This is a genomic window from Streptomyces sp. NPDC052079 (assembly GCF_040680275.1).
Classification (GTDB): domain Bacteria; phylum Actinomycetota; class Actinomycetes; order Streptomycetales; family Streptomycetaceae; genus Streptomyces.
In genome coordinates this window covers 101,798-128,264 of the sequence record NZ_JBFAWL010000015.1, presented here as the reverse complement: position 1 = coordinate 128,264, position 26,467 = coordinate 101,798, and the positions used below count along the sequence as shown (strand labels likewise).

The 26,467-nt window shown below is 69.5% G+C and carries 25 protein-coding genes and 3 pseudogenes; 23 read left to right on the top strand and 5 right to left on the bottom strand.

Annotated features, from left to right (window positions below):
* Positions 1 to 69: 69 nt before the first annotated feature.
* From AB0L56_RS21950 to AB0L56_RS21930, 5 genes are all read right to left on the bottom strand, one after another.
* Entirely contained in the window at positions 70 to 810 is a 741-nt protein-coding gene (locus AB0L56_RS21950) for a hypothetical protein (protein ID WP_365425528.1), read from the bottom strand.
* Between the two features lie 28 nt (positions 811 to 838).
* Positions 839 to 1,474 carry a hypothetical protein gene (locus AB0L56_RS21945; RefSeq protein WP_365425584.1) on the bottom strand — a complete coding sequence of 212 codons (636 nt, stop codon included), beginning with the start codon at positions 1,472 to 1,474 and terminating at the stop codon, positions 839 to 841.
* A 75-nt stretch (positions 1,475 to 1,549) separates the two neighbouring features.
* A complete protein-coding gene (locus AB0L56_RS21940; protein ID WP_365425526.1) occupies positions 1,550 to 2,035 on the bottom strand; it encodes a hypothetical protein in 486 nt (161 codons plus the stop codon).
* Complete coding sequence (locus AB0L56_RS21935; protein WP_365425582.1) at positions 2,032 to 2,574, bottom strand: DUF4913 domain-containing protein; 543 nt, start codon at positions 2,572 to 2,574, stop codon at positions 2,032 to 2,034. The genes AB0L56_RS21940 and AB0L56_RS21935 overlap by 4 nt, the downstream gene beginning before the upstream one ends.
* A 250-nt stretch (positions 2,575 to 2,824) precedes the next feature.
* Positions 2,825 to 3,580 (bottom strand): site-specific DNA-methyltransferase, encoded by a 756-nt coding sequence (locus AB0L56_RS21930; protein WP_365425524.1) that lies wholly within the window; start codon positions 3,578 to 3,580, stop codon positions 2,825 to 2,827.
* A 516-nt stretch (positions 3,581 to 4,096) separates the two neighbouring features.
* Between AB0L56_RS21930 and AB0L56_RS21925 the strand changes: the two genes are divergently transcribed.
* The 23 genes and pseudogenes from AB0L56_RS21925 to AB0L56_RS21815 all read left to right on the top strand — a co-directional run bounded on the left by AB0L56_RS21925 (position 4,097) and on the right by AB0L56_RS21815 (position 26,394).
* Entirely contained in the window at positions 4,097 to 5,230 is a 1,134-nt protein-coding gene (locus AB0L56_RS21925; RefSeq protein ID WP_365425522.1) for an NlpC/P60 family protein, read from the top strand.
* A 136-nt stretch (positions 5,231 to 5,366) separates the two neighbouring features.
* Positions 5,367 to 5,681, top strand: coding sequence for a DUF6112 family protein (locus AB0L56_RS21920; protein WP_365425520.1), 315 nt, complete (start codon positions 5,367 to 5,369; stop codon positions 5,679 to 5,681).
* Complete coding sequence (locus AB0L56_RS21915) at positions 5,681 to 6,373, top strand: hypothetical protein (RefSeq protein ID WP_365425518.1); 693 nt, start codon at positions 5,681 to 5,683, stop codon at positions 6,371 to 6,373. The genes AB0L56_RS21920 and AB0L56_RS21915 overlap by 1 nt, the downstream gene beginning before the upstream one ends.
* Before the next feature lie 36 nt (positions 6,374 to 6,409).
* Positions 6,410 to 7,786: an ATP-binding protein gene (locus AB0L56_RS21910; RefSeq protein WP_365425516.1), complete on the top strand. Its 1,377-nt coding sequence runs from the start codon at positions 6,410 to 6,412 to the stop codon at positions 7,784 to 7,786.
* A 79-nt stretch (positions 7,787 to 7,865) separates the two neighbouring features.
* Positions 7,866 to 9,338: an SCO6880 family protein gene (locus AB0L56_RS21905; RefSeq protein WP_365425514.1), complete on the top strand. Its 1,473-nt coding sequence runs from the start codon at positions 7,866 to 7,868 to the stop codon at positions 9,336 to 9,338.
* Positions 9,339 to 9,431: 93 nt separating this feature from the next.
* A complete protein-coding gene (locus AB0L56_RS21900) occupies positions 9,432 to 9,893 on the top strand; it encodes a DUF6238 family protein (RefSeq protein ID WP_365425512.1) in 462 nt (153 codons plus the stop codon).
* 28 nt (positions 9,894 to 9,921) lie between these two features.
* Complete coding sequence (locus AB0L56_RS21895; RefSeq protein WP_365425510.1) at positions 9,922 to 11,436, top strand: ATP-binding protein; 1,515 nt, start codon at positions 9,922 to 9,924, stop codon at positions 11,434 to 11,436.
* Between the two features lie 11 nt (positions 11,437 to 11,447).
* Positions 11,448 to 11,882, top strand: a complete 435-nt coding sequence (locus tag AB0L56_RS21890; RefSeq protein WP_053634909.1) for a hypothetical protein — start codon at positions 11,448 to 11,450, stop codon at positions 11,880 to 11,882.
* A complete protein-coding gene (locus AB0L56_RS21885) occupies positions 11,872 to 12,813 on the top strand; it encodes a hypothetical protein (RefSeq protein WP_365425508.1) in 942 nt (313 codons plus the stop codon). The genes AB0L56_RS21890 and AB0L56_RS21885 overlap by 11 nt, the downstream gene beginning before the upstream one ends.
* A 292-nt stretch (positions 12,814 to 13,105) precedes the next feature.
* Positions 13,106 to 13,900 carry a hypothetical protein gene (locus AB0L56_RS21880; protein ID WP_365425506.1) on the top strand — a complete coding sequence of 265 codons (795 nt, stop codon included), beginning with the start codon at positions 13,106 to 13,108 and terminating at the stop codon, positions 13,898 to 13,900.
* A 113-nt stretch (positions 13,901 to 14,013) separates the two neighbouring features.
* Positions 14,014 to 14,523, top strand: coding sequence for a hypothetical protein (locus tag AB0L56_RS21875; RefSeq protein ID WP_365425504.1), 510 nt, complete (start codon positions 14,014 to 14,016; stop codon positions 14,521 to 14,523).
* Positions 14,524 to 14,566: 43 nt separating this feature from the next.
* Positions 14,567 to 15,310: a glycosyltransferase gene (locus tag AB0L56_RS21870; protein ID WP_365425580.1), complete on the top strand. Its 744-nt coding sequence runs from the start codon at positions 14,567 to 14,569 to the stop codon at positions 15,308 to 15,310.
* Between the two features lie 196 nt (positions 15,311 to 15,506).
* Positions 15,507 to 15,965, top strand: coding sequence for a hypothetical protein (locus AB0L56_RS21865; RefSeq protein ID WP_365425502.1), 459 nt, complete (start codon positions 15,507 to 15,509; stop codon positions 15,963 to 15,965).
* Positions 15,962 to 17,152, top strand: a complete 1,191-nt coding sequence (locus tag AB0L56_RS21860; RefSeq protein ID WP_365425500.1) for a hypothetical protein — start codon at positions 15,962 to 15,964, stop codon at positions 17,150 to 17,152. The genes AB0L56_RS21865 and AB0L56_RS21860 overlap by 4 nt, the downstream gene beginning before the upstream one ends.
* Positions 17,153 to 17,189: 37 nt before the next feature.
* The gene (locus AB0L56_RS21855; RefSeq protein ID WP_365425578.1) at positions 17,190 to 17,411 is read left to right on the top strand and encodes a hypothetical protein; all 222 of its coding nucleotides are present in this window, start codon (positions 17,190 to 17,192) and stop codon (positions 17,409 to 17,411) included.
* Positions 17,412 to 17,605: 194 nt separating this feature from the next.
* Positions 17,606 to 18,747, top strand: a pseudogene (locus AB0L56_RS21850) (AAA family ATPase).
* Positions 18,744 to 20,543, top strand: coding sequence for a hypothetical protein (locus AB0L56_RS21845; RefSeq protein WP_365425498.1), 1,800 nt, complete (start codon positions 18,744 to 18,746; stop codon positions 20,541 to 20,543). The pseudogene AB0L56_RS21850 and the gene AB0L56_RS21845 overlap by 4 nt, the downstream one beginning before the upstream one ends.
* An 88-nt stretch (positions 20,544 to 20,631) precedes the next feature.
* Positions 20,632 to 20,871, top strand: a pseudogene (locus tag AB0L56_RS21840) (hypothetical protein); the annotation flags it as partial.
* A 64-nt stretch (positions 20,872 to 20,935) separates the two neighbouring features.
* The gene (locus AB0L56_RS21835; RefSeq protein ID WP_365425496.1) at positions 20,936 to 22,132 is read left to right on the top strand and encodes a site-specific integrase; all 1,197 of its coding nucleotides are present in this window, start codon (positions 20,936 to 20,938) and stop codon (positions 22,130 to 22,132) included.
* Positions 22,125 to 24,575: a site-specific integrase gene (locus tag AB0L56_RS21830; RefSeq protein WP_365425494.1), complete on the top strand. Its 2,451-nt coding sequence runs from the start codon at positions 22,125 to 22,127 to the stop codon at positions 24,573 to 24,575. The genes AB0L56_RS21835 and AB0L56_RS21830 overlap by 8 nt, the downstream gene beginning before the upstream one ends.
* A 262-nt stretch (positions 24,576 to 24,837) precedes the next feature.
* A pseudogene (locus AB0L56_RS21825) lies at positions 24,838 to 24,973 on the top strand (IS5/IS1182 family transposase); the annotation flags it as partial.
* Positions 24,974 to 25,342: 369 nt separating this feature from the next.
* A complete protein-coding gene (locus AB0L56_RS21820) occupies positions 25,343 to 25,741 on the top strand; it encodes a hypothetical protein (protein WP_365425492.1) in 399 nt (132 codons plus the stop codon).
* Positions 25,738 to 26,394: a hypothetical protein gene (locus tag AB0L56_RS21815; protein ID WP_365425490.1), complete on the top strand. Its 657-nt coding sequence runs from the start codon at positions 25,738 to 25,740 to the stop codon at positions 26,392 to 26,394. Before AB0L56_RS21820 ends, AB0L56_RS21815 begins: the two co-directional genes overlap by 4 nt.
* The last annotated feature ends 73 nt before the right edge of the window (positions 26,395 to 26,467 follow it).

The window sequence follows — 26,467 nt, the reverse complement described above, 5'->3', positions numbered from 1 at the left end:
CGGAGAATCGCCGGTTTGGCTAACCGGCGATCGTCGGCTATGTTGCGCCGCCTGCGACTGGAATAGCGCTCAGCGAGAACGGCCGGGCGGGTGTGGGGCAGGGGCCTTCGCTACGCCTGCAGGGCGGTTGGCGGTGACTTCCGGGCGGACCGGCGGGAGCGGCCCGGCCTTGCCGGTGAGGCGGTCTTCGCACCACTGCAGGGCCTCTCCGGCCGTGTCGAAGCCGCCCTCGCGCAGGGTGTGCGTCCACGTCTCGGTATCGACCTCCTCGACCACCACGCGGAACGGGCTGGGGGCTTGCTCGTCCAGGGCCCGCAGAACCACGACGATGACCATGTCGTCCGGGTCGTCGCTGGTGTAGGAGTAGCCCATGGCGTAGCGGTCGCCGTTGCCGGCGAGGCGTCGTTCCAGTGCTCGCGTGGGCTCGTCCGCCGGAGGCGGGCCCAGTTCGGGGTCGAGGTCGATGGCATCGGGTGGGCAGCCGCGTTGGATGAGCCAGGACTGCGCCATCGCGGGCAGCGGCAGCGGGGCCTGCTCGAAGCTGAACGTCTGTTTCTCGTGTTCCCGTTGCAGATGTACGGCGAGCGTCTGGGCCATGCCGGGGTGTCCCCAGGTGGCGGTGCGGTCGAACAGCACGTAGTAGCTGTTCGGGCCGTCGTGGTGTTCGGCGAGGGGGACGAGCATGTCCTCGTGGACAGCGACCTTGCGGTAGAAGTCGAGGTACCTGTCCTCGTCGGAGTCGAGGTCGTCCAGATCGAAGTCGACGTGGGGGATGGACTTCCGGACCGACGCTGGTTCGGTGGGCGACAAGAAGAGCCTTTCGGTGGATCGGTGGAGTTCAGCGCCGCTTCGCGGGAGTGGACGGCGAGGCGCCGGGGCGAGCCGGGCTCTTCGGCGCTTGCGTCGTGGGGGTCCGGCGGGCATCGAGCAGTGCGACTCGTCCGGCGTCGTTGAGGGAGACGGGCTGGCCGGCGTGCACCGGATGGCTGGTGTCCCGGGTGATCAGACCGGCGCGTTGCAGTTTCTGCATCTGGGGGTAGGGGATGCGGGTGCCGGAGGAGGCGGTCACGAATGCCCGGCCGGTCAGGAGGTGCTCGTGGAGCTTGGCACCGCCGGCGATGGCGAGCAGTGCCGTCCGGTCATCCGTCGAAAGCGGTGGTCCGTCGGGCGTCGATGCTGCGGCGGACTCTATGGGCTCCAGGGCGGAGAGCACCTTGTGGGCGGCGGCGTCGCGCGCCTCGGTGGCTTCCTCCAGCTGGTCCACGGTGCGGTCGATGCGTACGAAGAGGGCCCCGTCGACAGGGAACTCACCGCTCGTGAGCCGGTTGAGCAGCTTGAGGTAGAAGGTGACGCCGATCTGGGCGTTGGCCAGCGTGCGATGCCGGTCGACCAGCTGGGCGTGTGGTTCGTCGAGGGCGCCGCGGTCACGGTAGGCCCACAGGGTGTCGATGTCGTGACCGGTGACCGCTTCGATGCGGTGGTCGAGCTGCGTGACCGCACGCCGGGTGGGGGGCGCGGCTTAAGGGGACATGGGCGACGCTCCGTGCGTTCAGCAGGTGGGGTGGTGCGCGGGGTTGGGTGCGGGACGGGGCAGGCCCGGCAGTGCGGCAGGCGGCGGACCGGGCCGGGGCACGGGAGTGCGGGTGGTCAGCTGCGGGGAACGTGAGCGGGCCGCGTGCGTGCGGGCGCTCAGCGGCCGGCGGGTCATCCCCAGGCGGCGGCCGACCTCGTCGTAGACGTCGTTGCCCGCACGCGGCCGGATCGCGACGACGTGGATCTCCTTGAGGTGGGCGGATTCCGCAGGTGCCGGGCGGACGCCGTAGACGACGCGCCAGTCCTTGCGGCGGTCCACGAACAGCTTCCGGAATCCCTCCAGGTCGCCGTCGAGGCGCTGTCCGAAGCGTTGCGCGTTCACGACTTCCTGCAGGTAGGCGAGGGTGAGGTCGCGGATATCGCTGGGGGCCTGGAGGAGATCGGTCAGCGCGCGAGGGTCGAAGCTCAGGGCGAAGGCGGGCTGGCCCTGTCCCGCGGTCATGACGTCGGCTCGTCCGGCTCGGCGGCTTCCGCCATGGCTGCCGTCTCCGTACGCACGGAGGGCGGTGGGCCGGGCAGGAGACGGTGAGCGGGCCGGTCGGGGGAGGTCATGCAGGCCGACAGCGGTCCGCCCGGCGCGCGGATAGCGGCGACGGCGTGGGTGAGGAAGTCGCGGTGCCACACGAATAGCCCGGAGAGCCCGGCTTCGGGGTCCTTGTGCTGCTGGTAGGCGAGCCACAGGGCGTGGAGCCAGGCCACGACGTCGTCGTGCTCCTGCCACTGCAGGCACCAGGGCGCCGCGGTGGTGACCTCCGCCCCGTAGACCGGGAGGAAGAAGTCGTCGACCCAGTCCGAGAGGGCGTCGAGTTCGTCTTCCCGTTCCTCCCCGTCGAGTTCCAGGATCGGGCGCGGCTCCGGCGGAGCGGGCGCCGAAGGCCCGCCGAGTCCTGGCATGCCGAACGCGGCGAACGGGGAGCCGCTCGGCGCCGGCGCGGAGGCGAGGTGGTCGAGCTGTTGAGCCTGTTGCGCCGACTGCTCCATGAGCCGCCGTACGCTCGCCTCGATTCCCTCCAACTGCGGATCCGGAATGCGAACCGGCTCCAACTCTCCACTGTCAGAGGGATTTGCGGATTCGGACATTGATAGTTCGGCCTCCTACGAGACACGGGATAGAGAAGGGCGAGAGCGTCCTTGCACGGACCGGACAGCGAAAGCGCACGTCCGCTCCGGCGGTGCTCCGACAGCGGCTCAGCAGGGAGCCGGTTGCGTTGGCGGCACAAGAGGACGCGGATCAGGTTGCGAGAATCACGTCGTCCTGTATGAGCGTTGCGCGGATCGTCTCGGTGAGCCGGTCGGCCGCGATCGACGCGTAGTGCTCGGTCTTCTCCACGCCGATGAAGTCCCGGCCTTCGAGCAGGGCGGCGACGCCCGTGGAGCCGGAGCCGGCGCAGAAGTCGAGGACCGTGCCGCCTTCAGGGCTGATCTTGACCAGCTCGCGCATCACCTCGACGGGCTTCTGCGTAATGTGCCGGCGCTTCGCGCCGGAGGGCTGGGAAGCCGAGTACATGCCCGGCAGGTAGACCGGGTTCCGGGAGCCGTCAATCGGCCCCTTGGACGCCCAGACGATGAACTCGCAGTTCTGGGTGAACCGGCCCTTCTGGGGCCTGGCCTGCGGCTTGTGCCAGGCCAACACACCACGCCACAGCCATCCGGCGGCCTGAATGGCGTCCGTCGTCGTGGGGAGCTGGCGCCAGTCGGTGAACAGCAGCGCGGTCCCGCCTGTCTTCGTCAGCCGGTGGGCCTCAGTCATGATCTGCGTCAGCCAGAACGAATAGGACCGCTGGTCCATGTTCTCGCCGGTGAAGTCGGCCAGGTCGTTCTTGGCATCGGCGGAGGTGTACTTCTGCTTCGCGGAGCGCGTGGTGCGCTCCTTCGCGGTCCGGCCGCCGCTGTTGTACGGCGGGTCGGTGATGACGGAGTCGACACAGCCGTCCGGGAGACCGGAGAGAACGGCCAGAGCGTCGCCCTGGTGTAGGGAAAAAGGCAAAGAGGAACCCCAATTCGGGTATGGAAACGCGGAGGGAAGCCCCGCCTCGCGCAGGAGTCCTCGCGGGCCGGAAATGGGCGTGCAGAAGCCCATGGCCACAGGCGGAGGAAGGCGAGGAGGAGTTCAAAAACTGTAGAGCCGAATCCGCCGACGACCAAGAAGTGCCGTGCTGAGGTGCCGGTTTCCGGCACCTCCCGCCGAACTTTTTGGTCAACCTCCGATCCCCGCCTACTGTTTTTGAACCGCCCGGCGCACACCGCCGCTGGCTACTCCCCTGCCACATCTCACGGAGGTACCCCCTGCCCCGGCACACCTAGCTCACGGCACGGCCACACACGGAGCGAGCGGCAACTCGCCCACACCGGCCCGCCTCCGATCGCCCTCCCCGGCCGCCGCGCCTTCCACCACGCCTCGCGCACGCGGCACGCCGGACACCGCACCCTTCAAGGAGCCGTTCATGACGTCTCGCTACCCACCCATGCCCGAAACCGCTGACCGGCAAGCGGTCCGCTCAGGTTGAAGGGGCTCGCCGCCGGCATCGGCGTCGTCTTCCTCTCCCCCATCCTGCTCGCCGGCACCGGCATGATGCTTGCCTCCTCCGCCGACGCCGTGCAGAGCAGCGGCTCCTTCAGCGGCTGCCTGACCGGCATCGACAGCGACAAGGTCGCCGAGCAGGTAACCAAGATCCTCGACGGCGCCTCCGGCAAAGACGTACATGTCGAGGGCTTGGACCTGCCCGCCGAGCAGGTCCCCAACGCCCAGACGATCGTGGCCGCCGGCCTCTCCCTCGACGTCCCCAAGAAGGGACAGATCATCGCGCTCGCCACGGCGATGCAGGAGAGCCGACTGCGCAACCTGGGCTACGGCGACCGCGACTCCCTCGGCCTCTTCCAGCAGCGTCCCTCCCAGGGCTGGGGCAGCGCCCAGCAGATCCACGATCCGGTCTACGCCTCCGAGCAGTTCTACAAGCACTTGCTCAAGGTGGACGGCTGGCAGCAGATGACCGTCACTCAGGCCGCCCAAGCCGTGCAGAAGTCCGGTCTTCCAGACGCGTACGCGCAGTGGGAAACCCTGGCCACCGCGCTGCAGAGCGCCATCGTCAAGACCTTCCCAGGGACCGGCGATGACGCAGACGACAAGGACACGAACCAGGGCGAGAAGCCGTCGACCAGCACGACCGGCTGCGCGCCGGGCCGGGACGGTTCCGGCTTCGGCCGCATCCCCGAAGGCAGCGTCCCCAAGGGCTACTCGATCCCCAAGGAGGCCGACCCGAAGGCCCGAAAGGCCATCGAGTGGGCGATGCACCAACTCGGCACGCTCTACCAGTGGGGCGGATCCTGCACGAACGCGCACGGCTCCGACCCCATGGACCGCTGCGACTGCTCCAGCCTGATGCAGCAGGCGTACGCCCATGCCGGCATCACGCTCACCCGCACCACGTACACGCAGGTCAACGAGGGCAAGGCGGTCTCGCCCGCTCACCTCAAGCCCGGCGACCTGATCTTCAGCCGCGGCACCGCCGCTCGGCCCGAGCACGTCGGCATGTACATGGGCGAGGGCCTGGTCATCGAGGCGCCGCGCACCACCAAGCCGGTCCGGATCACCCCGATCAAGGACTGGACGATCCTCGCCGCCCGCCGCGTCCTCTGACGCCGCCCCGCCCGGCATCACACCGAACGACCCGGCACCGCGGCCACTTCCGCGCTCTTCGCGCGCCTCCCCCTTCGCTTTCACCTTCCCGTTGGCCCTCGCCGGGCCCGCGTATGCAAGGAGCCCCGCCACACCTATGTCCGTCCCTCTCGCAGACCGCGTCATCCAGCTCGCCTACGACCCAGGAATCTCGCCCAAGGGCGGCGGCCTGCCCGGTTTGAGCGTGCTGAAGAACGTCGTCAACTCGATCAACATGTTCGGGATCATCGCCGTCGTCGGCGCCCTCGCCGTCTCGCTCGGTGTATGGGCCTGGGGGCACCACACCGGTGGCCACCAGGCCGAGTCCAACGGGAAGAAGGGCGCGGTCGTCGCCGCCGGCGCCGCCCTCGGTCTGGGTGCCGCGAACGGCATCGTGGCCTTCTTCTCCGGCCTGGGATCGCAGGTCCACTGATGCGGAAGCGCTTCCCCTCCTCTTCGTTGTCCTCGTACGGCTCGGGCTGGTCGACGAACCAGCGCATCGCGATCGGCGCCACCGTTGTCGCCGTCCTGCTCGCCCTCGCCGGGGCCGTTGCCCTGCTGACCGGCGGCGGCAACGGCCACCAGACTCACGATGCCGCGCCACCGGCTCCCATTGGCACCCCGTCCCACTCCGAGGCTGCTCCCAAGCCTTCCTCCGGGCCCGGGTCGGTGCCCAAGCCTCCGCAGATCGCCGAGCCAGTCGCCTACGCCAAGGCAGCGGCTCAGATGCTCTGGTCCTACGACACCCGCGACACCAGCCGCGACCAGCAGCTCGCCGGCATGCGGGCCTGGATGACCACCGAGACCAAGTACGCCGACTGGGCCTCGGTCGCCGGCCAGGTCCCCGATCCGGTGCTGTGGTCGCGGATGGCCGACCAGGATCAGCACGCCACCGCCCACGTCACCGAGGGCCACTACCCCTCCGCGTTCAAGCAGGCGCTGGCCGACGACCCGTCGGCGATCACCGAGGCGTACGTCTACGTCGTCACCGTCAACGGCAAGCAGACCCTCAGCTGGAAGAAGGGCGGCGGCGGAGCCGAGGAACGAGCCGTGACTCTCGCCGTCCAGTGCCGCCCGAACCACGACTGCACCCTGGCCGCCATCGCCCCCAGTGTCACGCAGTGACCCGCGCCTGAGAAGAGAAAGGAGGCGTAACTCCTCGTGGGTTTCTGTGACATCCCCCTGGCTGGCAAACTGTGCGCCGTCGGCGACGCGGTCGATTTCGCCTCGGACCCCGGCAAGGCCATCGGTGACTGGATGGCGAAGTCTGCCGGTGAACTGGCTGCCGCATCAGCCGATCTGGCAGCCGAGGCGGTCAACACCACCACGAAGGTGGACCTCAACGCCGGATGGTTCCGCGACAACTACGAGATGTTGCTGCCCCTGGGCCTGGTCCTACTGGTCGCCACCTTCTGCGCGCAGCTCGTCCGGGCCGCTATCCGGCGTGACGGACAAGCCCTGACGCAAGCCTTCACCGGCACCATGAGCGGTGTCCTGTTCGCCTTCTGCGCCATCGCCCTGACCACAGTCGCCATCGAAGTGGTCGACGCCATCTCCGACGGCCTGTTCAAAGCCGCGAAGCTCGACATCGCGTCCGCCGTTCGGCGCATCGTGAAGGTCAACCAGATCCCCGGTCTGGCCGGCCTCGGCTGGCTCGTCGCGGTCGTCGCCGGACTGGGCGCCGCCATCGGCGCCGTCCTGTACTGGTGCGTGATGATGGTCCGCAAGGTCGGCATCCTCGTCATGGTCACCCTCGCCGTCTTCGCTTCCGCGGGCGGCGGCTGGGAGGTCGCCCGCCGGTGGCGCAGGGGCTGGATCGAGGCCACCGCCACCCTCGTGGTCAGCAAACTGCTGATGACCGTGATCTTCGTCCTCGGCATCGCCGCCATGGGCAAGACCGAGTCCAAGGACGGCATCGCCGCACTCGCCGACGTCATGTCCGGCATTGTGATCATGATTCTTGTGCTGCTGTGCCCGTACGCGGTCTTCAAGTTCGTGCACTGGGCTGCCGACGGCACCGACGGCGAGTCCATCCACCGTGCCGGCGGCGCCGGAGCACAAATCGCAAAGGCCCACGCCGAAAACGCGGCACGCAAGACCGCTGCGGCCGCGGCCACCGCCGGAACAGGTGGCGCCGCAGCCGGAGCAGCCGCCATGGGTAGTGCCGCACCGCAAGGCCCCGACGGCGGATTCCCCGGCGACGTCGCCGCCAACCCGACCGGCGGAGGCACAGAAGGCAAGGACGGGGCGCAGGGCGGTGGTACGGGAGGCTCGCCCGGCGGCAATGCCGTCAAGTCCGGCCTGGAGAAGGCCGTCCAGCCCGCGCCGACCAGCGTGTCCGACGACACCAGCGGCCAGGTGGGAGGCACCCCAGGTTCTGGCGGATCCAGCGCGCACGCCGCGTCCCGCCAGGGCGGCGGATGGCAGACCACTCCTCCGACGACGGCACCACCTCCGCAGGGCGCACCACCGTCCTCCGGCTCACAGGACGCCGCGTCGAGCGGGTCGGCTCCGCCGCCGCCTTCGACCGGTCTCTGACCTCTGCCCGACTCCGGGGGGCGGGACGTGCACGCTACCTCCCGCCTCCGGGCTCCACCCGCGCCTCCTGGACCCGCCCATGATTGATCTTTCTGTCGCCCCGGTCACGGTGAAGTTCCCACACCGGAGCCGCCGCGGCATCCTCCTCGGCCTCTCCCTGCCCCAGCTCGTCCTCGTCTCCTGCACGCTGGCCTTGCTGCTGATGACGGTGATCTCCACCGGTCTGCTCGGCGCCCTCGCCCTGGCACCGCTGTGGGCGGCATCCGGTGCGCTGGTCGCGATCCGTCGGCACGGCCGCTCCCTGATCGACTGGGCACCGATCGTCACCCGGTACGCGCACCGCCGCCGTACCGGCCAGACCCTGTGGCTCGCCCGTCCCGTCACCCGTCCCCGGCAGGACGGCGTCCTCCATCTGCCCGGCACCGCCGCTTCCCTCAAGGTCGTCACCCCCGGCGATTCCGCCAACCAGGCTGCGGCAGTCCATGACCCGCACCAGCAGACCCTGACCGCCATCGCCCGCGTCACCAGCCGGGCCTTCGCCCTCCTCGACCCGGCCACCCAGAACCACAACGTGAACAGCTGGGGGCGCGCGCTGGCAGGTATCGCCCGCACCGGGAACGTCGCCACCGTGCAGGTTCTGGAGCGCACCGTGCCCGACAGCGGTGACACGCTCACCCGCCACTGGACCCAGAACGGGCAACCCCAGGCCCCCGTCGCCGGACAGGTCTACTCCGAACTGGTCGCCTCTGCCGGCCCGGCCGCCGCTCCGCACGAGACCTACCTCGCCATCTCCCTCGACCTCAAGGCCGCCCGCCGCCTGATCTCTCAGGCCGGCGGAGGGCTGCCCGGGGCGTTCACCGTCATGGAGCAGACCACCGCCTCCATCGCCCAGGCCGCCCGCAACGCCGGCCTGATGGTCACCGGATGGCTGAGCGCGCGGGAGATCGCCGCCGTCATCCGCACCGCCTACGACCCGAAGGTGCTCGCTGCGCTCCAGCAGTGGTCCGAGACCGGTCGTGCCGAGGCCGACCCTGCCGCCGCCGGCCCCGTTGTGCAGTTCGAGGAGTACGACCGCCTCGCCACCGACAGCGCGCGGCACGCGACGTACTGGGTGGAGAACTGGCCGAGGACCGAGATGGGGGCCGGGTTCCTGCACGGGCTGATGTTCACGGCCGGCGTGCGTCGCTGCCTCTCCCTTATCTACGTGCCGCAGGGGCTCGAGTCGGCACTGCGGGACGTCCAGCGCAAGAAGGCCGCGATCATCGCCGACGCCAACGAACGTGCCCGCCGCGGGCAGGTCGACTCCGAAGAGGATTCCGTCGAGTACGCCGACGTCAAGACCCGCGAACGCCAGCTCATCGCCGGGCACGCGGACGTGGCCCTGACCGGCCTGGTCACCGTCACCGCCGAGACCGACGCCCTCCTGGACGCCGCCTGCGCACAAATAGAGACCCACGCCGTCACTTCCGGAGTCGATCTCCGCAGACTCAACTACCAGCAGCCGGACGCCTTCGCCCTCTCCGCGCTCCCCCTCGCCCGCACCGCCCTGTGAGCCAGCCGCGCCCGTACGCGCCCTGGCCACTGCACTCACCCGCGACGGGACGCCCGTCGCCGCCCTGCCGACCGGCAGGAAGGACCACCACCTTTGACCTCTCCCCCGCGCCCCGACGACGCGCACCCCTACCTCCGCGCCGCGAGCGCCGGAATCCGCCACCACGCGCGAGCCCTGGCCCCGTCAGACGTAGACCCGCCCAGGCCCATGGACCGCCTGCACATCGACGTACTGCACGCCCACCTCGCCGCTCTGCTCCAGCTCCTGGACCGGCTCGCCGACCACACCCGGCCACCCCACCCGGCCGCCGGACGTCACTTGGCCACCGCCCACACCTGGCTCTGGCAGGCCACCACCGAAGTCCACGCCGCCTTCCACCTGCTGCCCGGCACACCCCAGGCCGACGCCGAGACAAGCACCTGCAATCCAGAACGGGTCCCCGATGGCCCGCCCGTGCTGACGATCTGCCAACGCCACCTCGCCGCCGGACACGCAATCCGCCGCAAAACCACCCCCACCGACCTCCGCCCGCACACCACAGCCTGCGCGCGATGAGCACCACCCGCAGAAACGAGGGCCCCCGATGAGCCACCGGCCCGCCCGCCGCGCCCGCCGCGCGTCCGCGTCACCTGTGTTCACCCCCCACGGCACCGACCGCGCCAGCCGCAAGGCCGCCCGCCGCCAGCTCGCTGAGGCCGCCGCCAAAGCCCGCGCGGAAGCCAGCGCCCATCAGAGCGAAAGCACCCGCCCCGAGCAGCGGATGCCCGCCCCGCTCTACCCACCGAGCGGGCGCCCCGGGCCCGCCTCCGCCCGCGCGAACCGGCTGAAACTTCCCGCCCACCGTATGACCACCGCCGTCGCGGCAGGCGCCTACCCCTTCCTCGCCGAAGGCGGGCTCGGCGCCGAGGGCATCTACATCGGCCGCGACGTTCACGCCGAAGCATCCTTCGTCTTCGACCCGTTCGCTCTGTACGGCAAGGTCGAGGGGTTCACCAACCCGAACCTGCTCCTCGCCGGCGTGATCGGCCAGGGCAAGAGCGCGCTGGCCAAGTCCTTCGCGCTGCGGTCGGTCGCCTTCGGATACCGCGTCTACGTCCCGTGCGACCCGAAGGGCGAGTGGACTCCGGTGGCCGAAGCCCTCGGCGGCCGGTCCGTCGCCCTCGGACCGGGACTGCCCGGACGCCTGAACCCCCTGGACGCAGCCCCGCGCCCGGACAGCGTGGCCCAGGCCGACTGGGTCGGCGAGATCCGCAAGCGGCGCCTGCTCCTGCTCGGCTCCCTGGCCCGGACCGTCCTGGGCCGGGACCTGATGCCCATGGAGCACACCGCCCTGGACGTCGCCCTCGACGCCGTCGTCACCCGCGCCGCCGACACACACCGCACCCCGCTCCTCGGCGACATCGCCGCCACCCTCAACAACCCGAGCGCGCTCAATGAGGCCGCCGGGATGATGTCGGGCCAACTCGGCGACGCAGCCCGCGACCTGGCCCACGCCATGCGGCGACTGGTCCACGGCGACCTGGCCGGCATGTTCGACGCCCCCTCCACTGTGAGCTTCGACCCGAACGCGCCGATGCTCACCATCGACCTGTCCCGCCTCGGCGGTTCTGGAGACGACACCGCTCTCGTCCTCGCGATGACCTGCGCCTCCGCCTGGATGGAATCCGCACTCTCCGACCCGAACGGCGGCCGGCGCTGGATCGTGTACGACGAGGCATGGCGTCTGATGCGTCACGCCGGGCTGCTCCAGCGGATGCAGGCCCAGTGGAAGCTCTCCCGGGGCTTGGGCATCGCGAACTTGATGGTGATCCACCGGCTGTCCGACCTGCTCACCGCCGGCGACGCCGGATCACAGGGCCGCGCCCTGGCCGAGGGCCTGCTGGCGGACTGCTCCACCCGGATCATCTACCGCCAGGAGACCGACCAGCTCCACGCCGCGGCCTCCCTGCTCGGCCTGACCTCCGTCGAGATGGACGCCATCGCCCACCTCAACCGAGGCCGGGGCCTGTGGAAGGTCGCAGGACGCAGCTTCATCGTGCAGCACCTCCTGCACAGCCACGAACTGGCGCTCTTCGACACCGACGCCCGCATGCACTGACCAAGAGAACCGTGAACCCCGACTTCCCGTGCGACGACGCCCTGCACCTCATCCACGCACTCCACGCCGTGAAGGACAAACTGCACGACGCCGCCCAGCGGTGGGAGCTGCTCGACGAGAACGGGTACGTTCCGGCCGCGCCGTCCTGCACCGCGCTGCTCCAGCACGCCACCGACGCGCAGAACCTCTCCCGCGATGTCCTCCGGCTGGCCGCTGGCTTCGCCCGGAGCCCCCACCACACCACCCGGACCGGCCGGACCGTCCTGAAGCACCTCGCCTCGGCGGCGACCATCTCCAGCCACGCAGCCCCGCACTTCACCGAGACCGCGGAGAACGCCCTGGCCCTGCCCCGGACCGCCAACCCCACCGACCGGCACTACCTCACCCCGCACCCCTACCTCCGGCCCGCAAGCGGCGGCAGCCGCAGGAGGAGCCATGGCCGCTGACGAAACGACCACCCCGGAACCCCGCCCCGTACCGCTCGCGCCTCTTCCCGACCACCGCAACGTGCACACGACGTGGTGGCAGGAGCTGTGGCGTCGGCACGCACACGTCATCACGCCGCTGCGGGCACGCGGACTGCAGTGCGACATCGAGTTCGGCCTCAACACTTACAACGTGCGCGTCTCACTCCCCGACGACAGCTACCTGATTATCAGTCCGCCGCAGGAACCGTCCTCCGAGCGACCGCCCGGAGACCCGGAGGGCTGGATCGCCACTCGCGAGCACCCCGACGACCAGACGCTGTTCGAGGTCGTCTACGACTCGGCTCCCACCAACGACCCCGGTGCTCATCAGCGGCCCGAAGTCCACCACGGCGGCAGCGCCCCACCTCTGATCGAGGCGATCGACCACCGCCTCGCCCAGCTCGGACTGCTACCGCACCCTGCCTTCCCCCACGAAAGCCCACACGTGCACCCAGCCCGACCGACACCTCCACCCGAGGCCCGGGATGCTCCCGGCACACCACGCGGTGGCCCCGTCTACGTCTACGGCGACGCGCTGCGCGAGCTGACCGACCGGCTCAACGGAGCCGAGTCACACGCGGATGCCGCCGCCCTGCTGCACCAGATCCTGGATCCCATCAACGGCCTGCTGGCGCAGCTCGGCGAGTTCTTCGAAGCAGCCGGTGAGAAGGCCAAGGAGGCCGAGGAGGACGACGGCTTCGACCTGTCCTACGACCTCGCCGACGCAGCCGCTGAGATCCGCAACCTCTCCGAGGTCCTGCACGTAGCCGAGGACCGCATGCGAGCCCTCACTCCGTTCACACCGGCACCGCGACTGCCCTCTACCCCGGCCAACGCGTCACCCCTCCCGCCATGGCCCCTCCCGCCGGCATCGCCGAAAGCCGCCCCACCGGGCAGACGCACGCCCTGATTCCTTACCCCTGCGAACCCTTGGAGCCTCCATCCGCACCGCCCGCCGTACCCTGCCGCTGATCATCGGCGCCGCCTGCCTCGCCCTGGCCCTCACCGGGTGCGCCGGCGAAGACGGCACCGCCCAGGCCCGGCCGACGCCCAGCGCCAGCACCGCCCTGAAGCTCGCGCCCGCCCTCAGCACCGCCCAGGCCCGCGACGTCATCACCCGCTATTCCAAGATCAACAATGAGGCCAACGCCGACCGCGACCGGCGCCTGCTCAACACCGTCGAGGACGGACCGCTGTACGCGATGTCCGTCTCGGACTACACCGAGGCCGAAGGGCTCCCCGCCAAGGACCGCAAGCCCTACGAGGCATGGTCCTACGACGTCGCCGGCGCCAAGCTGTACATCCCCCGCCTGGCCGACGGGCAGGAACGCTGGTTCGCCGCCGCGCTCTCCAGCGAGAAGGGCAAGGCCCCCTCGCGACTGGCCGTGTTCACCGAACGGCCCCAGCACAAGCGCTGGGAGATGGTCTCCGTCGTCGACCTGGACAGCCAGAAGCTGCCCGACGTCGCCCTCGACCGTGAAGGATACGCAACGACCGTCGCCGCCAACGACAACAAGCAGCTGGCCGCCGACGCCGACCTGTTGCGTACTGCCGTGCTGGACAACTTCGCCACCGGAGGCACGAACACCGGAACGAAGGTGTTCGAGCCGACCAAGGCCAGCAAGCGGCAGCTCAAGGTCCACAGCGATGCCGCAACGCGCTTCGGCGACAAGGGAACCAGCGTCTTCGACGGAGCCGACAACCGCTTCACGGATGCCTACGCCCTCAAGACGGCAGACGGCGGCGCGCTGGTCGTCTTCTCCCACACGCACACCCAGACCGACGCCGTCGCGCACTCCGGCCTGCAGATCAACCCCGGCAAGGGCGACCGGGCCTGGCTCCACGACGTGCCCCGCACCTCCATCACGTACACGTTCGTGTGCAACGACGCCGCCACCGTCCCCGCGAAGGCCGAGCCCTCCCGCCTGATCGGCTACACCTGCGCCCGCACCGATGCCTCCGGCCCTCCGGTCGCCTCCTGGTCGCACCGCGCGTAGCTGTACCCGCCCGCCCCCTGCTCGCTGCGGAGTACTCCCTGTCCACACGCTCCTTCATCGCCCGCCCCACCGTTGGCACGGGGTACAGCGGCATCCACGTCCAGCTCGACGGCGTGCCCAGCCACCACCTCCCGCTCCTCCTGGCCGCCTACCAGTACAAGTTCGGGCGCAACGTCGAGGCCGTGGCCCAGTACCTCATCGACGACATCGCCGTCGGCTGGGACGAACTCGGCACCGATCTCCTCGACGACGCCCCGCCCACGCTCGTGGCCGCGCTGACCGGCGGCGAACACTGGCCCAGCCGGACCCTCGATCACCTGATCACTCCGGACGGCTCGCCCTCGGTACGCATGACGGTCACCGACAAGACCGCCAGCGACCTGGGCATGCAGTGGGGCTACATCCTGCATCCGCAGGGCATCGAAGTGATCAGCATGGCTCACACAGGCACGGGCCCCCTCGTCGCCTGGGACACCGACCCCAGCACCCCCTTCAGCGACCACCCGGCGCACTGGCCCGCCATCACCACATGCCGGACGCCCACCAGCTCGCGCGCCACGCGTCCGCCGCGGCCCGCTGCCGGTGCAGCGCCGACCGGGCCCCGCACGGCTGCCCGCCGCTGACCCTCACCGCCTCTCATTGTCGGAGATTTCCCTGCCCGCTCCCCTGATTACGGTCGTCATCTCCACCCTCCTGCGCGACGACCGCCTCGGCTACCTGACCGCCATGCACGCCAGTCTCACCCGGCAGTCCGTGCCGTGGGAGGTCGTGATCGCGCTCGACGGCACCACCCCCGAACGCCTGCCGACCCCCCTTGCGCAGGACTCCCGCATCCGCACGCTGACACTGCCCCGGCCGGTCGGCGCCGCCTGCGCTAGAAACCTGGCCCTCACCCACGTGCGCACCCCCTACGTCAACTGGGCTGACGATGACGATGAGTTCACCGACGACGCCATGTCCGTACGGCTGAACACCTTGGAATCCACCGGGGTCGGCTGGTGCGCAGGCTGGAGCGAGGACCAGTATCCCGACGGCTCGACCCGCCTGTGGCGCTGCCCCACCCCGCCCGGCCGGCACGAGGCCGGCAACGTGTGGACCTATTGGAAGTCGCCGACGGACACGATCCCCATCGGGCCGACCACGATCCTGGCCCGCACCGACCTCGTGCGCGCCGCGCCGATGGGCGGTCTCGTCCAGGGCGAGGACTACTGCGCGGCCCTCGGCGTCACCGCGCTCGCTCCCGGAATCCTGCTTCCGGTCCCCGTGTACAGGTACCGCAAGCACCCCGGGCAGATGACGGCCCAGGTCGGATACGACCAGCTGGAGGCGGCGGCCCGGGAGCACGCCTGGGCGTACGGACGCAGCCTGCGGGCCGTCCTGCGCGGTGGCGAGGACCTGGTCCGTGTCTGAGGCGCAGATCATCCTTTCGCACAGCCGGGAGTCCGGGATCGTCGCCATCGCCTCGGGCGAGCAGTACCCGTGAGCGCACCCCACCGCCGCCCGGCCCTCCCCGTGGCCGCGTCATGCCGCCCCCTCGCCTGGGCCCGGCCCGCGTACTGCAGCCACTGACCGTTCCCCTCGACAACGTCTGGAGACTCTCGCCCCTTTGCAACCCGGCACCCACTTCTCCTTCGGCGACCACAAGGAACACGGCTTCGTCGCCTCCTTCACCTCCTCGATTCCCCAGCACCTCGCCCACTGGTTCCTGGAGCGCGAGCAGTTCGAGCCCGTCCCCGGTGAACCCGGGCTGTACCGCCTCAGCGAGCCCGAGCGCGACGGAGTCCGCCGCACCCGCCAGGCCGTCCACGACCTTCGTCGCCGCGGCTACACCGTGCAGGCCGACATCCGCCTCAACCCGGCCCTCTCCACCGGCCCGCCGCGCCCCGTCCGGCCCCACGGACTCCAGGAGCGCCGCAGCCGGCTCGCCCAGGCCGCCGCCGGCCGGACGACGCTGCGCTCCACGCCGCCCACCACCTCCCCTCCGTCGGCCCGGCCGATCCCGCCGAAGCCCACCTACACTCCCACCGTCCACCTGACGGCCGCGGCCGGCGGGCGGTCCCGATGACACCCGCGAACAGTCCGGCCCCCGACAGCCCCTTGCCGACAGCGTCCGCACTGGCCAGCAAGGCACGCGACTTCCGGCTGCGGATGGCAGTCATCGACTGCGAGACCGATGCCGCCCTCGACATGACACGCGACCGCTACGGCCGCACCGTCCACGCAGACGCCGCTGCAGCCTCACGAGCCCACCGTGACAAGGCGGCGCTGGAGGCGTACGCCACGCACCTCGCCCCGCACGCCGAGGCTCTCCTCGATGCGGCCCGACTCTCGCTCGATGAGTTGCCGCCCGCCCAGCACCTGACCGGGTGGCGGGCCGTCCTGGACGGCCTGGCTGCCTCCGCCGCCGAAATCCGCCGGGCCCTCGACCGGCCCGCCGCGCCCGGGTCCCCCGCCGAGCGCGCTCAGCACGCGGCCCTGTGGCCGCACCTCACCGCCTGGGCGGACCACAGCCCGATCGCCAGCAACCTCGCCGACCAGCGCGACGGCCAGCACCATAACGCTCCGCTGACCGACGAGGAACAGCAGCTGTGGACCGAGAGGGCCCAGGCCGCGCAGCGGCGCGGCGCGCTGGAGCTGACCGAATCGTGGTACGCCGCCGACGGACAGCCGATCACCCTCGCTTACCTGGTCGAGGACGACGACTCCACAGTGGTCGCACTGCGCGGCGACCCCGGCGTACCGGGCTGGCAGGTCATCGGGCACTACGCCCACGAATACGAGGCGGGCAAGGCCCTGCCCGCGCCAGTCCCGCCCGGCGTGCTGCGCTCGGACATCTCCCGGTTCAACCGCCCGGCACCGGCCCCGGAGCTGTCCCTGCAGGACCTCATCCGCGACGTCGTCGAAGGCCACAGTGCCGGCGACGCCTCGAACGCTCTCCTGGCAGCCGTCCAACGCGGCTACGCCGCCGGTCCGATGGTCCGCCTGCAGGAACTCCTGGAGACCAGCGGGCAGTTCGCCGGCGCCCTGGAGACCGTGCAGGGGCGCCAGATCGCCGCCCGCCTCTCAGCGCTGGGCCGGCAGATCGAGTTCCTCACCCGCGAAGTCGAAGAGGCGGCCGAGGACCTCGGTGCGACCGTCGCCGTCCTGCCCCCGCACCGCACTCCCGTGCTGCGCACCCGCCCGCGCCCGGCCGTGGACACCACACCGCCGACGCCGCCGCCCCGCGCCAGCATGACCGCCCGCCACCGATAGGAGGTCCGCTTTGCCCGAAGCACCAGCAGAGCCGTTCATGCCGATCCGGCACACCATCACCGGCGAGATCACCACCACCGGCTACAACGCCGCCGCCCGGCGGATCCTGCTCCAGGCCGGCTTCGAAGAGACGCCAAGCTGCGCCTGCCGAGCGACGGAACCCGGTACGGAGCGGACGCACGGGCCTGCTCGGCAGCTAGCGAGCTGCTCGTCGTCGGCCATCCCGTGCACCTGGACCGAGCCCTCGGTCGGCCGGTGAGCGCCGACGGTACACCCCGGTTGGCCCGGTCGCCGATGCCGGCACAGTCCGTGATCCGCTCCAAGAGCGGCCAGCCTCTTCAGCACACCGCCAACCCCGCCCGCATACGCACCTGTTGAAGGGACCTCGCTTTGACCACACCCGGAACGCCTACCCGTCCAGCGCGCACCAAGGGCGGCGAACTACGGGCCAAGGTGGCCCGACTGCTGGCCGACCGGCCAGCGGACACGCTCACCATCGGGGACATGGCCAGGCAGCTGGGCCACTCCCACGGCGCCGTCCGCAACGCCGCCCTCCCCTGGTGCGACGCGGCGAGGCCGACCAAGGCGGAACCGGACAACCGGAGTTCCGCACGAACGCGAAAACGGCCGCAGCCGCGCAGACCGCTGTGATCAGCCCACCGGGCACCCACCCTCCCCGCGCCCAGGCGGCCACGGCCCGCACGGCCATTCCCGCAGCAGCCACGCCCAGGCAGACCGGCCCGATCCGCCGCGCGGGGGGTCAGCTCTACCACCCCCGGGAGCTGGCCGATCTGCCCGACGTCGAGGCGTTGAATCGCTTGCGCGACGCCGACGTGCCGGTGCTGCTCTACGGTCCTCCGGGCACCGGCAAGACGAGTCTGGTCGAGGCGGCGTTCCCGGACCTGCTCACCGTCGCCGGTGACGGCGACACCACGGTCGGCGACTTGATCGGCGAGTACACGCAGGACGACGCGGGAGCCTACGTCTTCCAGTACGGTCCTCTGGTCACCGCGATGACCGAGGGCCGCGCTCTGCTGATCGACGATGCCACCTTGATCTCACCGAAGGTCCTGGCGGCGCTGTATCCCGCGATGGACGGGCGCAGGCAGATCCAGGTCAAGGCCCACAAGGGCGAGACCATGAAGGCCAAGCCGGGCTTCTACGTGGTGGCGGGCCACAATCCCGGCGTCCACGGGGCGGTGTTGACGGAGGCGCTCGCGAGCCGGTTCAGCGTGCAGATCCAGATCGGCACGGACTATGACCTCGCCCTGGCCTTGAGGATCGATGCCCGCGTTGTCCGGGTCGCCCGACACCTCGCCCGTCAGGTCGAACTCGGCGAGCTAGGCTGGGCCCCCCAACTGCGGGAACTGCTCAGCTACCAGAAGACCGAGGCCGTCCTCGGCACCAAGGCCGCGCTCGCGAACCTCGTCGGCATCGCTCCTGTGGAGGATCGCGACACCGTCGCCGCCGCCGTCATCAAGGCTGTCGGCGTCAAGAAGATCGCGCCCCTCACCCTCGGCAAGCAGCTCCCCGCCTCGGCCGTCCGGCACCCCCCGGGCAGCACCGGCTCCGCACGCCGGGGTCACGCGCGATGAGCGCCCACCACCACGTCCAGTCCCCCGCCACCGCGCCGGACGACGACGCCGACCTCGCGCGATGGGACGACGACGGCGCCCCGCCCGCGCAACCCCGTTCCTCCCCGGCCGCGTGGCTGCGCGTGGGAGCCGAACTCGGCGATCGGCTGGTCGCCCTCTCCGGCCGCCAGGACCTCCTCGTCACCTGCCGCCCCGGCACGCGCAGCGGCGCACCGGCCGCGTTCTTCCCCACTCTGGGCGAGGTCGAGTTCGACGCCCGTTTGTTCGCCCCGCTCCAGCCCCACGAGATTCATCCGCGGATCGTGGGCGACGAGGAGCGGTATCCCGCCGCCTGGGGAGTGTTCGTCCACGAGGCCGCGCACGCGGCCCACTCCGTCTGGACACAGCCTGCCGGAGCGGACCCCCGTGTCGTCGAGGCCGCGCTCCTACTGGAGGAGAGCCGTGTCGAAGGCGCACACCTGATCACGCGGCCCACGGACCGCACGTACCTGCGCACCAGTGCCCGAACCCTGGTCATGCCCGACATCGCCCACCCCACCCTCCAGGGCATCAAGCACGCCGCCGCCGTGGCAGCCCTGATCCTCGGCCGCCGTGACGTCGGCATCCTGGACGCCGGCGAGACCCGGGCCGTCGCCGATCTGTGCGAAAAGGTGCTGGGCACAAACCTGCTGGCCACACTCACCCGCATCTGGACCGCAGCCCACCAGTGCGCCGACCACGACGCCACGACCATGCTCGCGCACGCTCAAAAATGGTGCGACGCTCTGGACACCGCGGCCCCCGCCCTGCCCGTGCCGGAGAACCTCACCGATCTACTGTCCGGCGCCGTGGGGGTCGTCATGGACAGCACGGCAGCCACCGACGCCGCCGATCTCGCTGCACAGGCCGCAGCGACCAACGCCATGACCGCGCAGTCCAAGGCGCAGGCCCAGGAGCGCGCCCAGCGGGCCAGCAAGCGACGCAAAGCCGCCGCCACCGCCAAGTCGGTCTTCAACACCCGTGGCACCACCGTCACCCCCGACGGCACACCGGCGCCCCGTAGCAACCCGGTCACCGGCACCCGCAGGCCCACCGCCGCCGAGCAGAGTGCCGCCGCGCGCCTGAGCCGCGCCCTGCGTGCCGCCGCCTACCGCGAGCGGACCGAGGAGCGGACCACCAGCCCCACCCCGCCCGGCCGCCTCAACATGCGCGCGGCCCTCACCCGCGACGCTCAGCGCGCGGCCGGGTCGGTCCCCACCGCGGAACCGTTCACCCACACCCGCCGCCGCAACTCCCCCACCCCACCGCTGCGTGTGGGTATCGCCGTCGACGTCTCCGGCTCCATGCGTGCCGCATGCGCGCCCGTCGCGTCCGCTGCCTGGATCGTGGCACGCGCGGCAGCCCTGACCGACCCAGACTCCCGTACCGCCACCATCGCCTACGACAGGCACCTGACCGCACTGACCCGACCCACCCACCGAGCACCAGAGCGCGTGACGACGTTCGATGCCAACGGCGGCCACCACAACCTCGGCGACGCCATCGACGCACTCGACCACGGCCTCGAACTCAGCCGCCCCGGCGCCGGCCGCCTCCTCGTGATCGTCACCGACGCCCACTACGGCAGCGACGAAACCGCTCAAGCCGTCACCCGCGTCAAGCAGCTCACCACCGCCGGCTGCGCCGTACTCCAGCTCACCCTCACCGCGGAGTCCCGCCACTTGCCGGGGACCACCTTGCTGCACCTGCCCAAGCCCTCCAGCGCCCCCGCCGCCATCGCCAAGGCGGCCACAGACGCCATCCGCAGGACACGCTGAGACGACGCAGAAGGCGAAGGCGTCCCCGAGACCACCGCCAAGCACTCCAAACCACCTCCGTCCGCCGCATGAATCGCGCATCTGATGCATGACCCTCCGCAACGACGCAGGCCACCACCCCAACCGTCAACGAAAGGCACTCGATTTGAAGCCCCAGACCAGCAGCCCCACCTCGAACGTAACGCCCATCAAACGGAATTCCCCGGGGGTGAGTACGCACTGGACCGTGGAGCACGCCTGCTCCCACCGGGTAGATCATGACCTGTCCAACCGCCCCGCCGACAAGCGGGCCGGCTTCGCCCGTTGGCTCGCGTCGAAGGACTGCTCTGTTAACTGCACCATCCCCGCCTCGTTGGTCATGGAGTAACGGACCGCGAGCAAGGGAGCAAGGAATGGATGTACGGGTTGAGTTGATGGAGGGCCGACGGGCCATTCCTCGCCTCGGACGAGTCGTTGAGACCGACCGGGCTCATCCGCCGTACGCGGTGCTCGATGCGACGGGGGCCGAGGTTGAGCCGGTCACCGCGTTTCTGCGGGACCTGGCGCTTGGGGATTCCAGCCCGCTGACCTGCCGCAGCTACAGCTACGGGATGCTGCGGTGGTTCCGCCTGCTGTGGTTGCTGGGCACCAGGTGGGAGCGTGCGACGGAGTCGGAGGTCGCGGTGCTGACGGGTTGGCTGCGCTCAGCCGCCAACCCGCAGCGTCAGCGGCACCGGGCCGATGCTCCGGTGGCCGGGACGGTCAATCTCCGCACGGGCAAGGCGTCCCTGTGCGCCGGGTACGCGCCGCGCACCATCAACCACGCTCTGACAGTGATCAGCGGGTTCTACGAGTTCCACGCCCAACACGGCCGCGGCCCGGTCGTCAACCCGGTGCCACACTCGGCTCAGCGGCGCCGCGCGCTGGGGCACCGCAGTCCGCTGGAACCTACGCCGATGGTGGGCCGGGCCCGGCTACGGCAGCGAGTATCCGAACGGTCGCCGCGGTCGATTCCCGACCGGCTGTGGGACGAACTGTTCACCGCGATGAACTGTGACAGGGACCGTGCGCTGCTGGAGATCTTCGTCTCCAGCGGCGCACGCGCCAAGGAACTCCTTGGCATCGCCGTCGGCGACATCGACTGGTCCGGCCAGCGGATCTATGTGATCACCAAGGGCACCCGGGCCAGGGAAGCGGTCCCGGTCTCCCCGCAGGGCCTGTTCCGCCTGGCCCTCTACCTCGACGCGGCCGGCACACCCACCGATGGCGGACCCCTCTGGAGGGCCCGCCGAGGCCCCGACCGTCCGCTGACCTACTGGGCCATGCGCCGTGTCATGCAACGGGCGAACACCCTGCTGGGAACGAACTGGTCCCTGCACGATCTACGGCACACCGCCGCCTACCGCATGGCCAACGGCGGGAAACTCACGCTCCCCGAGGTCCAGACGATCATGCGGCACGCCGACATCCAGACCACCAACCGCTATCTGGCCGTCCACATCGAGGAACTCTTCGACAAACTCACCGAGCACTACGCCACGCCCCGACCGGCCCGGCACTACCCCGCGGGCTACGCCACAGCGGACATCGAGGCGGTGTTCGGTGCCTGACCTCGCCCGTCCCACCACCGGAGTCAGCCGCCGCCACACCCACACCTGCGACGAGCCGGCCTTCGCCTCCAGCCAGATCGAGGCCCGACCGGCCTTGGCTACCACCGTGCCGCGCCCCTTCGGGGATCTGTCCACCGCCACGCCTCAGCTCATCGGCCAGCTCGCGCACGACGCCTCGCCGGCAGCCTCCGCGCGGACCACCGAACAGCACCGGGCCTCCACCCGGCGCGTCCTGGCCTACCTGGGCGGGTTCGAGGGCAGCACGTGGCAGCAGCGCTGGGATGCCAGCCCGCTGGGCCTCGGCGAGATCACCGCCGCTGACCTGGGCACCAACCGGGCCGGGCAGAAGTACAGCGTCGGCGTCCGGGCTCTGTTCTGCCTCCGCGTCGTCCAGCCGACGCTGCTGGTGATGAAGAAGCACAACTTCAACGGATTCCCGGACCAGTTCATCGCTGCCCAGAACGACCCCCTGCTGAAGAAGTACGCCGCCCAGGTCGCTCACCATGACTTCTCCTGGCCCCACAAACGCGAAGCGCTCTTCGACGTGTGCTGCCTGCTCGCGGTCCAGGGCATCGGCTTCGCCGACCTCACCCCTGCGGCCCTGCTTCACCACGCCCACGCCTCACGCACGGCGAAGGCTGCGCTGCGGCCCGGCAAGAAGGACGCCAACGTGTTCGCCGGGCATGCTGCCTGGAACGTCCTGCACGCCATGGGCCACTTCGCACCCAGCACACCCGCCACCCTGCGTCAGGCCCTACACCGAGGCCAGCTCACTCTCGAGGAACTCGTCGACCGCCACACCATCCGCAACCAGAGCGTCCGCCGGCTCCTGCTCGACTACTTCCACCGCCGCAAGCCCGGCACCGACTACGCCTCCCTGGTACACCTCGTCCGCAACGTCGCCCACCACTTCTGGGCCCGTATCGAGGAGATCAACCCCGGGCAAGCCGACCTGCACATTCCGGCCGACCTCTACAACGCCTGGCGCCGGCAGATCAGCGTTCGCCACGACGGTAAGCCCCGCATCGGTGTCGACACCATCGTCATCGCCGTCCGCAGCTTCTACTACGACCTGCACACCTGGGCCGCCGACGAACCCGAACGCTGGGCTCCCTGGGTCGCCTCATGCCCTGTCCCGCCCAGCGAACTACGCGGACTGGCCAAGCGCCGCCGCCGGATCAACGAGCGGTCCGCCGACCGAACCCGTCTGCGCCAACCACTCCTACCGATCCTCGTCCGACACGTCGAGGAGCGCTACGACCACACCCGCGCCCTCTTGGAACACGCCTCAGCAGCCGCCACCGATACGCCCTTCACCCGCGGAGGCCGCACCTACCGCCGCGTCCTGACCGAGGAAGACCGCACACTCGCCCGCGGCGGCCACCGCACACCCGTCCGCGTCCGGGACGACGCCGGGCAGCTGGTCCAGATCGAAGCAGAGGAAGAGACAGCCTTCTGGGACTGGGCCATCGTCGAAACCCTGCGTCACTCAGGTGCCCGCATCGAGGAGATGTGCGAGGTCAGTCACCTCAGCATCCGCCACTACCAGCGCAACAACGGCGAGATGGTCGCCCTCCTGGTCATCAGCCCGTCCAAGACCGACCGCGAGCGCGTGATCCCGATGTCCGCCGAACTGTTCCACGTCGTCGCGTCCGTCATCCGCCGGCACACCCGTGACGGCAGCCCGGTCCCGATCGTGCGGCGCTTCGACCCGCACGACAAGGTCTGGAGCCCGCCGATGCCGTTCCTGTTCCAGCGCAAGATCGGCTCTACCCGCAGCGTGATCAGTCCCGTGACCGTCCTCAACATGCTCGCGCGACGCTGCACGGACCTCGCTGAACACCATCCCGCGTTCCGCTCAGTCAAGTTCACCCCGCACGACTTCCGCCGCATCTTCACCACCGAGCTCGTCAACAGCGGACTGCCCATCCACATCGGCGCGGCCCTGCTCGGCCATCTCAATATCCAGACCACCCGCGGTTACGTCGCCGTGTTCGACGAAGACGTCATCCGCCATTACCTCGCTCATCTCAACGAACGTCGCCAGCTCCGCCCCGACGACGAATACCGCGACGTCACCAGTGACGAGTGGAACGAGTTCGAAGAGCACTTCGACAAGCGCAAGGTCGAACTCGGCGCATGCGGACGCCCCTACCGCACCCCCTGCCAGCATGAACACGCATGCATCCGGTGTCCGATGCTCCAGGTCAGCCCGAAGATGATCAGCCGGCTTGACGACCTGGAAGCCGACCTCATCTCCCGCAGAGCCCGCGCCCAAGCCGAGGGCTGGGCCGGCGAGCTCGAAGGGCTCGACCTCACCCTCCAGCTCCTCCGCGCCAAGCGCGACGACACCTACCGCCGAACCCAACGCCCCACCGTCGACCTCGGGATCCCCACCCCACGCACCGCAGCAGCCCTGGCCGACAAGGCCGTCACCGACTGAACCAGGGCGCCGCACAGGAGGGGCCACCCGACGACCAGCATGATGTCGTCATGGACACGCATCCCCTCCGGCGCTTCACGGAGCCTTTTTCAGAGTGCCACTGATCGAGTGACCCAGGCCGAGTCAGGATGAGGACCGCAACTCACAGGGCTCCTGCGCCGTTGAGGGAGGTTTTCGAAGTCTCAACCTATCGGCGGGAGCCCTGTCGGTTGCCCATCCTGCCGCACTCGACCTACCTCAGGGTCTGGTCGAGTGGGTATCCATGCTCATCGTCACCCGTGAGGATGGCCTGCAACCTGCCGCCCCACCAGTGTGTCCTCGTGGGCCTGATCTACCTTCGCCGGCACGATACGCTCGCGCAGATCGCTGTCGGCTGCGGTCTATCCGTCGACAGCGCCGCGCGACTCACGTCTTGGCGCGCCTTCCGTAAAGCCCGCTGCAGCCCCAACCGCATGACGGCCATCGCCGCAGCCGTCCTCACCCTGGAACGTCAACGCTGAAAATGCTTTCTGACCGGCAGGGTGTCGGTCCCGCATTCGTACACCGTGCGGCGGTCCGAAGCGCCAGCCAGCCCGGCCCTGAGCGACACAGCCCCCAACGACCCGAGTCGCGCGTCGTCCCAGGACGCAGCACCGGCGAACCGCGTGAAGATATCGTGAAGATTCGTCGCGAGGTCTTGTTTTCTTATACCCTAAAGATCATTTATGGCTCCCGCCACCCAGCCTCTCAGCCAGCGCCGAAGGGGAATCCCATTGGAACCTGAAGCTGTGATCGCGATGACAGCCGTCACAACAGCCGGAACTTCGCTAGTGCAAGCCATCGTTGGCGATGCTTGGGAATCAAGCAAAATGAAGTTTGTGCAGTGGTGGAAAAGCCGGACGGGCAATGGTGACGGTGTGGAGCGTGAGCTCGAGGAGCAGCGGAGCACTCTCCTGGCACTCTCACCGACGGAGCGAACGACGGCAGAGGACATGGTTCGAGCCATGTGGATTGCGCGATTCCACGAGCTCACAACTTCCGGTCGCGTGAGCGTCGAGCAGTTGACCAAGATCGCCGAGGAAATCAACGAAACAAGTAAGCCGTTCGGCGTGAGTCAGAAAGTGACCCATCGAGGCAAGGGAAACATCTACATGTCGGGGCGGGATCAGAACTTCAACAATCGATGACAGTACGTCACGCAATTGGAAGACTAGCCGCTTGGCGTAGACCTTCCCAAAAGGAGAACCTCGAAGACCGCAATCCACAGGAACAGAATATTACCCACACAGGGGAAGGTAACGTCTACGTCTCCGGAAGAGACCAAGTTTTTAACAATGTCTCGTACACTTCCGAGACCGAGACACGCCTGGCCAACGTCACCGAACGGATCCAGAAAGCAATTCTGGAGACACTGTTCTACCTTAAGCTCGGCACACTGGTCGCACTCCTCAAGCTGAGTGAGGTAATTGGAATCTCATGGCATGAGACCTCAACTCGGGAAGGAATTCACCAGAAGGCCGCCCAGAACTGGGGCTTCCTTTGCTTTTTATGCAGCCTCGCAGTAATTTACTGCTCCCTGAGAGTTACCCGAAAGTTCCGACCCTTTTCGTACAACTGGGTAACGGAACACGAGTGGCCGCCTGACTTCTTGGATTTTCCCCTGATTCGTCACGCCTATTACGCCTCCATGTACGTCTTCCTAAACTTTTTTGGGCTATTCTTCGTGATTCCGATCTCCATCGCATCATTCCTTCACGCCTTCGGAATCGAGGAGTTCTCCAGAGGGGACTGGAAGTATGATCTCGCCATACTCCTGACGCGGAAATTTGGGCCAATTTGACCCATACTGAAGCACTTCGCCGCCGGAGCCTCCTCGACTTTGCCGACTCCGCACACTTATTGAATCTCTTCCA

What these genes read in the sequence shown, in the direction of transcription:
- AB0L56_RS21845 (WP_365425498.1), top strand. Translation starts at nt 18,744, where the DNA reads ATGAGCGCCCACCACCACGTCCAGTCCCCCGCCACCGCGCCGGACGAC.
- AB0L56_RS21855 (WP_365425578.1), top strand. Translation starts at nt 17,190, where the DNA reads ATGCCGATCCGGCACACCATCACCGGCGAGATCACCACCACCGGCTAC.
- AB0L56_RS21815 (WP_365425490.1), top strand. Translation starts at nt 25,738, where the DNA reads ATGACAGTACGTCACGCAATTGGAAGACTAGCCGCTTGGCGTAGACCT.
- AB0L56_RS21940 (WP_365425526.1), bottom strand. Translation starts at nt 2,035, where the DNA reads ATGACCGCGGGACAGGGCCAGCCCGCCTTCGCCCTGAGCTTCGACCCT.
- AB0L56_RS21885 (WP_365425508.1), top strand. Translation starts at nt 11,872, where the DNA reads ATGGCCGCTGACGAAACGACCACCCCGGAACCCCGCCCCGTACCGCTC.
- AB0L56_RS21905 (WP_365425514.1), top strand. Translation starts at nt 7,866, where the DNA reads ATGATTGATCTTTCTGTCGCCCCGGTCACGGTGAAGTTCCCACACCGG.
- AB0L56_RS21860 (WP_365425500.1), top strand. Translation starts at nt 15,962, where the DNA reads ATGACACCCGCGAACAGTCCGGCCCCCGACAGCCCCTTGCCGACAGCG.
- AB0L56_RS21880 (WP_365425506.1), top strand. Translation starts at nt 13,106, where the DNA reads ATGTCCGTCTCGGACTACACCGAGGCCGAAGGGCTCCCCGCCAAGGAC.
- AB0L56_RS21835 (WP_365425496.1), top strand. Translation starts at nt 20,936, where the DNA reads ATGGATGTACGGGTTGAGTTGATGGAGGGCCGACGGGCCATTCCTCGC.
- AB0L56_RS21935 (WP_365425582.1), bottom strand. Translation starts at nt 2,574, where the DNA reads ATGGAGCAGTCGGCGCAACAGGCTCAACAGCTCGACCACCTCGCCTCC.
- AB0L56_RS21920 (WP_365425520.1), top strand. Translation starts at nt 5,367, where the DNA reads ATGTCCGTCCCTCTCGCAGACCGCGTCATCCAGCTCGCCTACGACCCA.
- AB0L56_RS21915 (WP_365425518.1), top strand. Translation starts at nt 5,681, where the DNA reads ATGCGGAAGCGCTTCCCCTCCTCTTCGTTGTCCTCGTACGGCTCGGGC.
- AB0L56_RS21895 (WP_365425510.1), top strand. Translation starts at nt 9,922, where the DNA reads ATGAGCCACCGGCCCGCCCGCCGCGCCCGCCGCGCGTCCGCGTCACCT.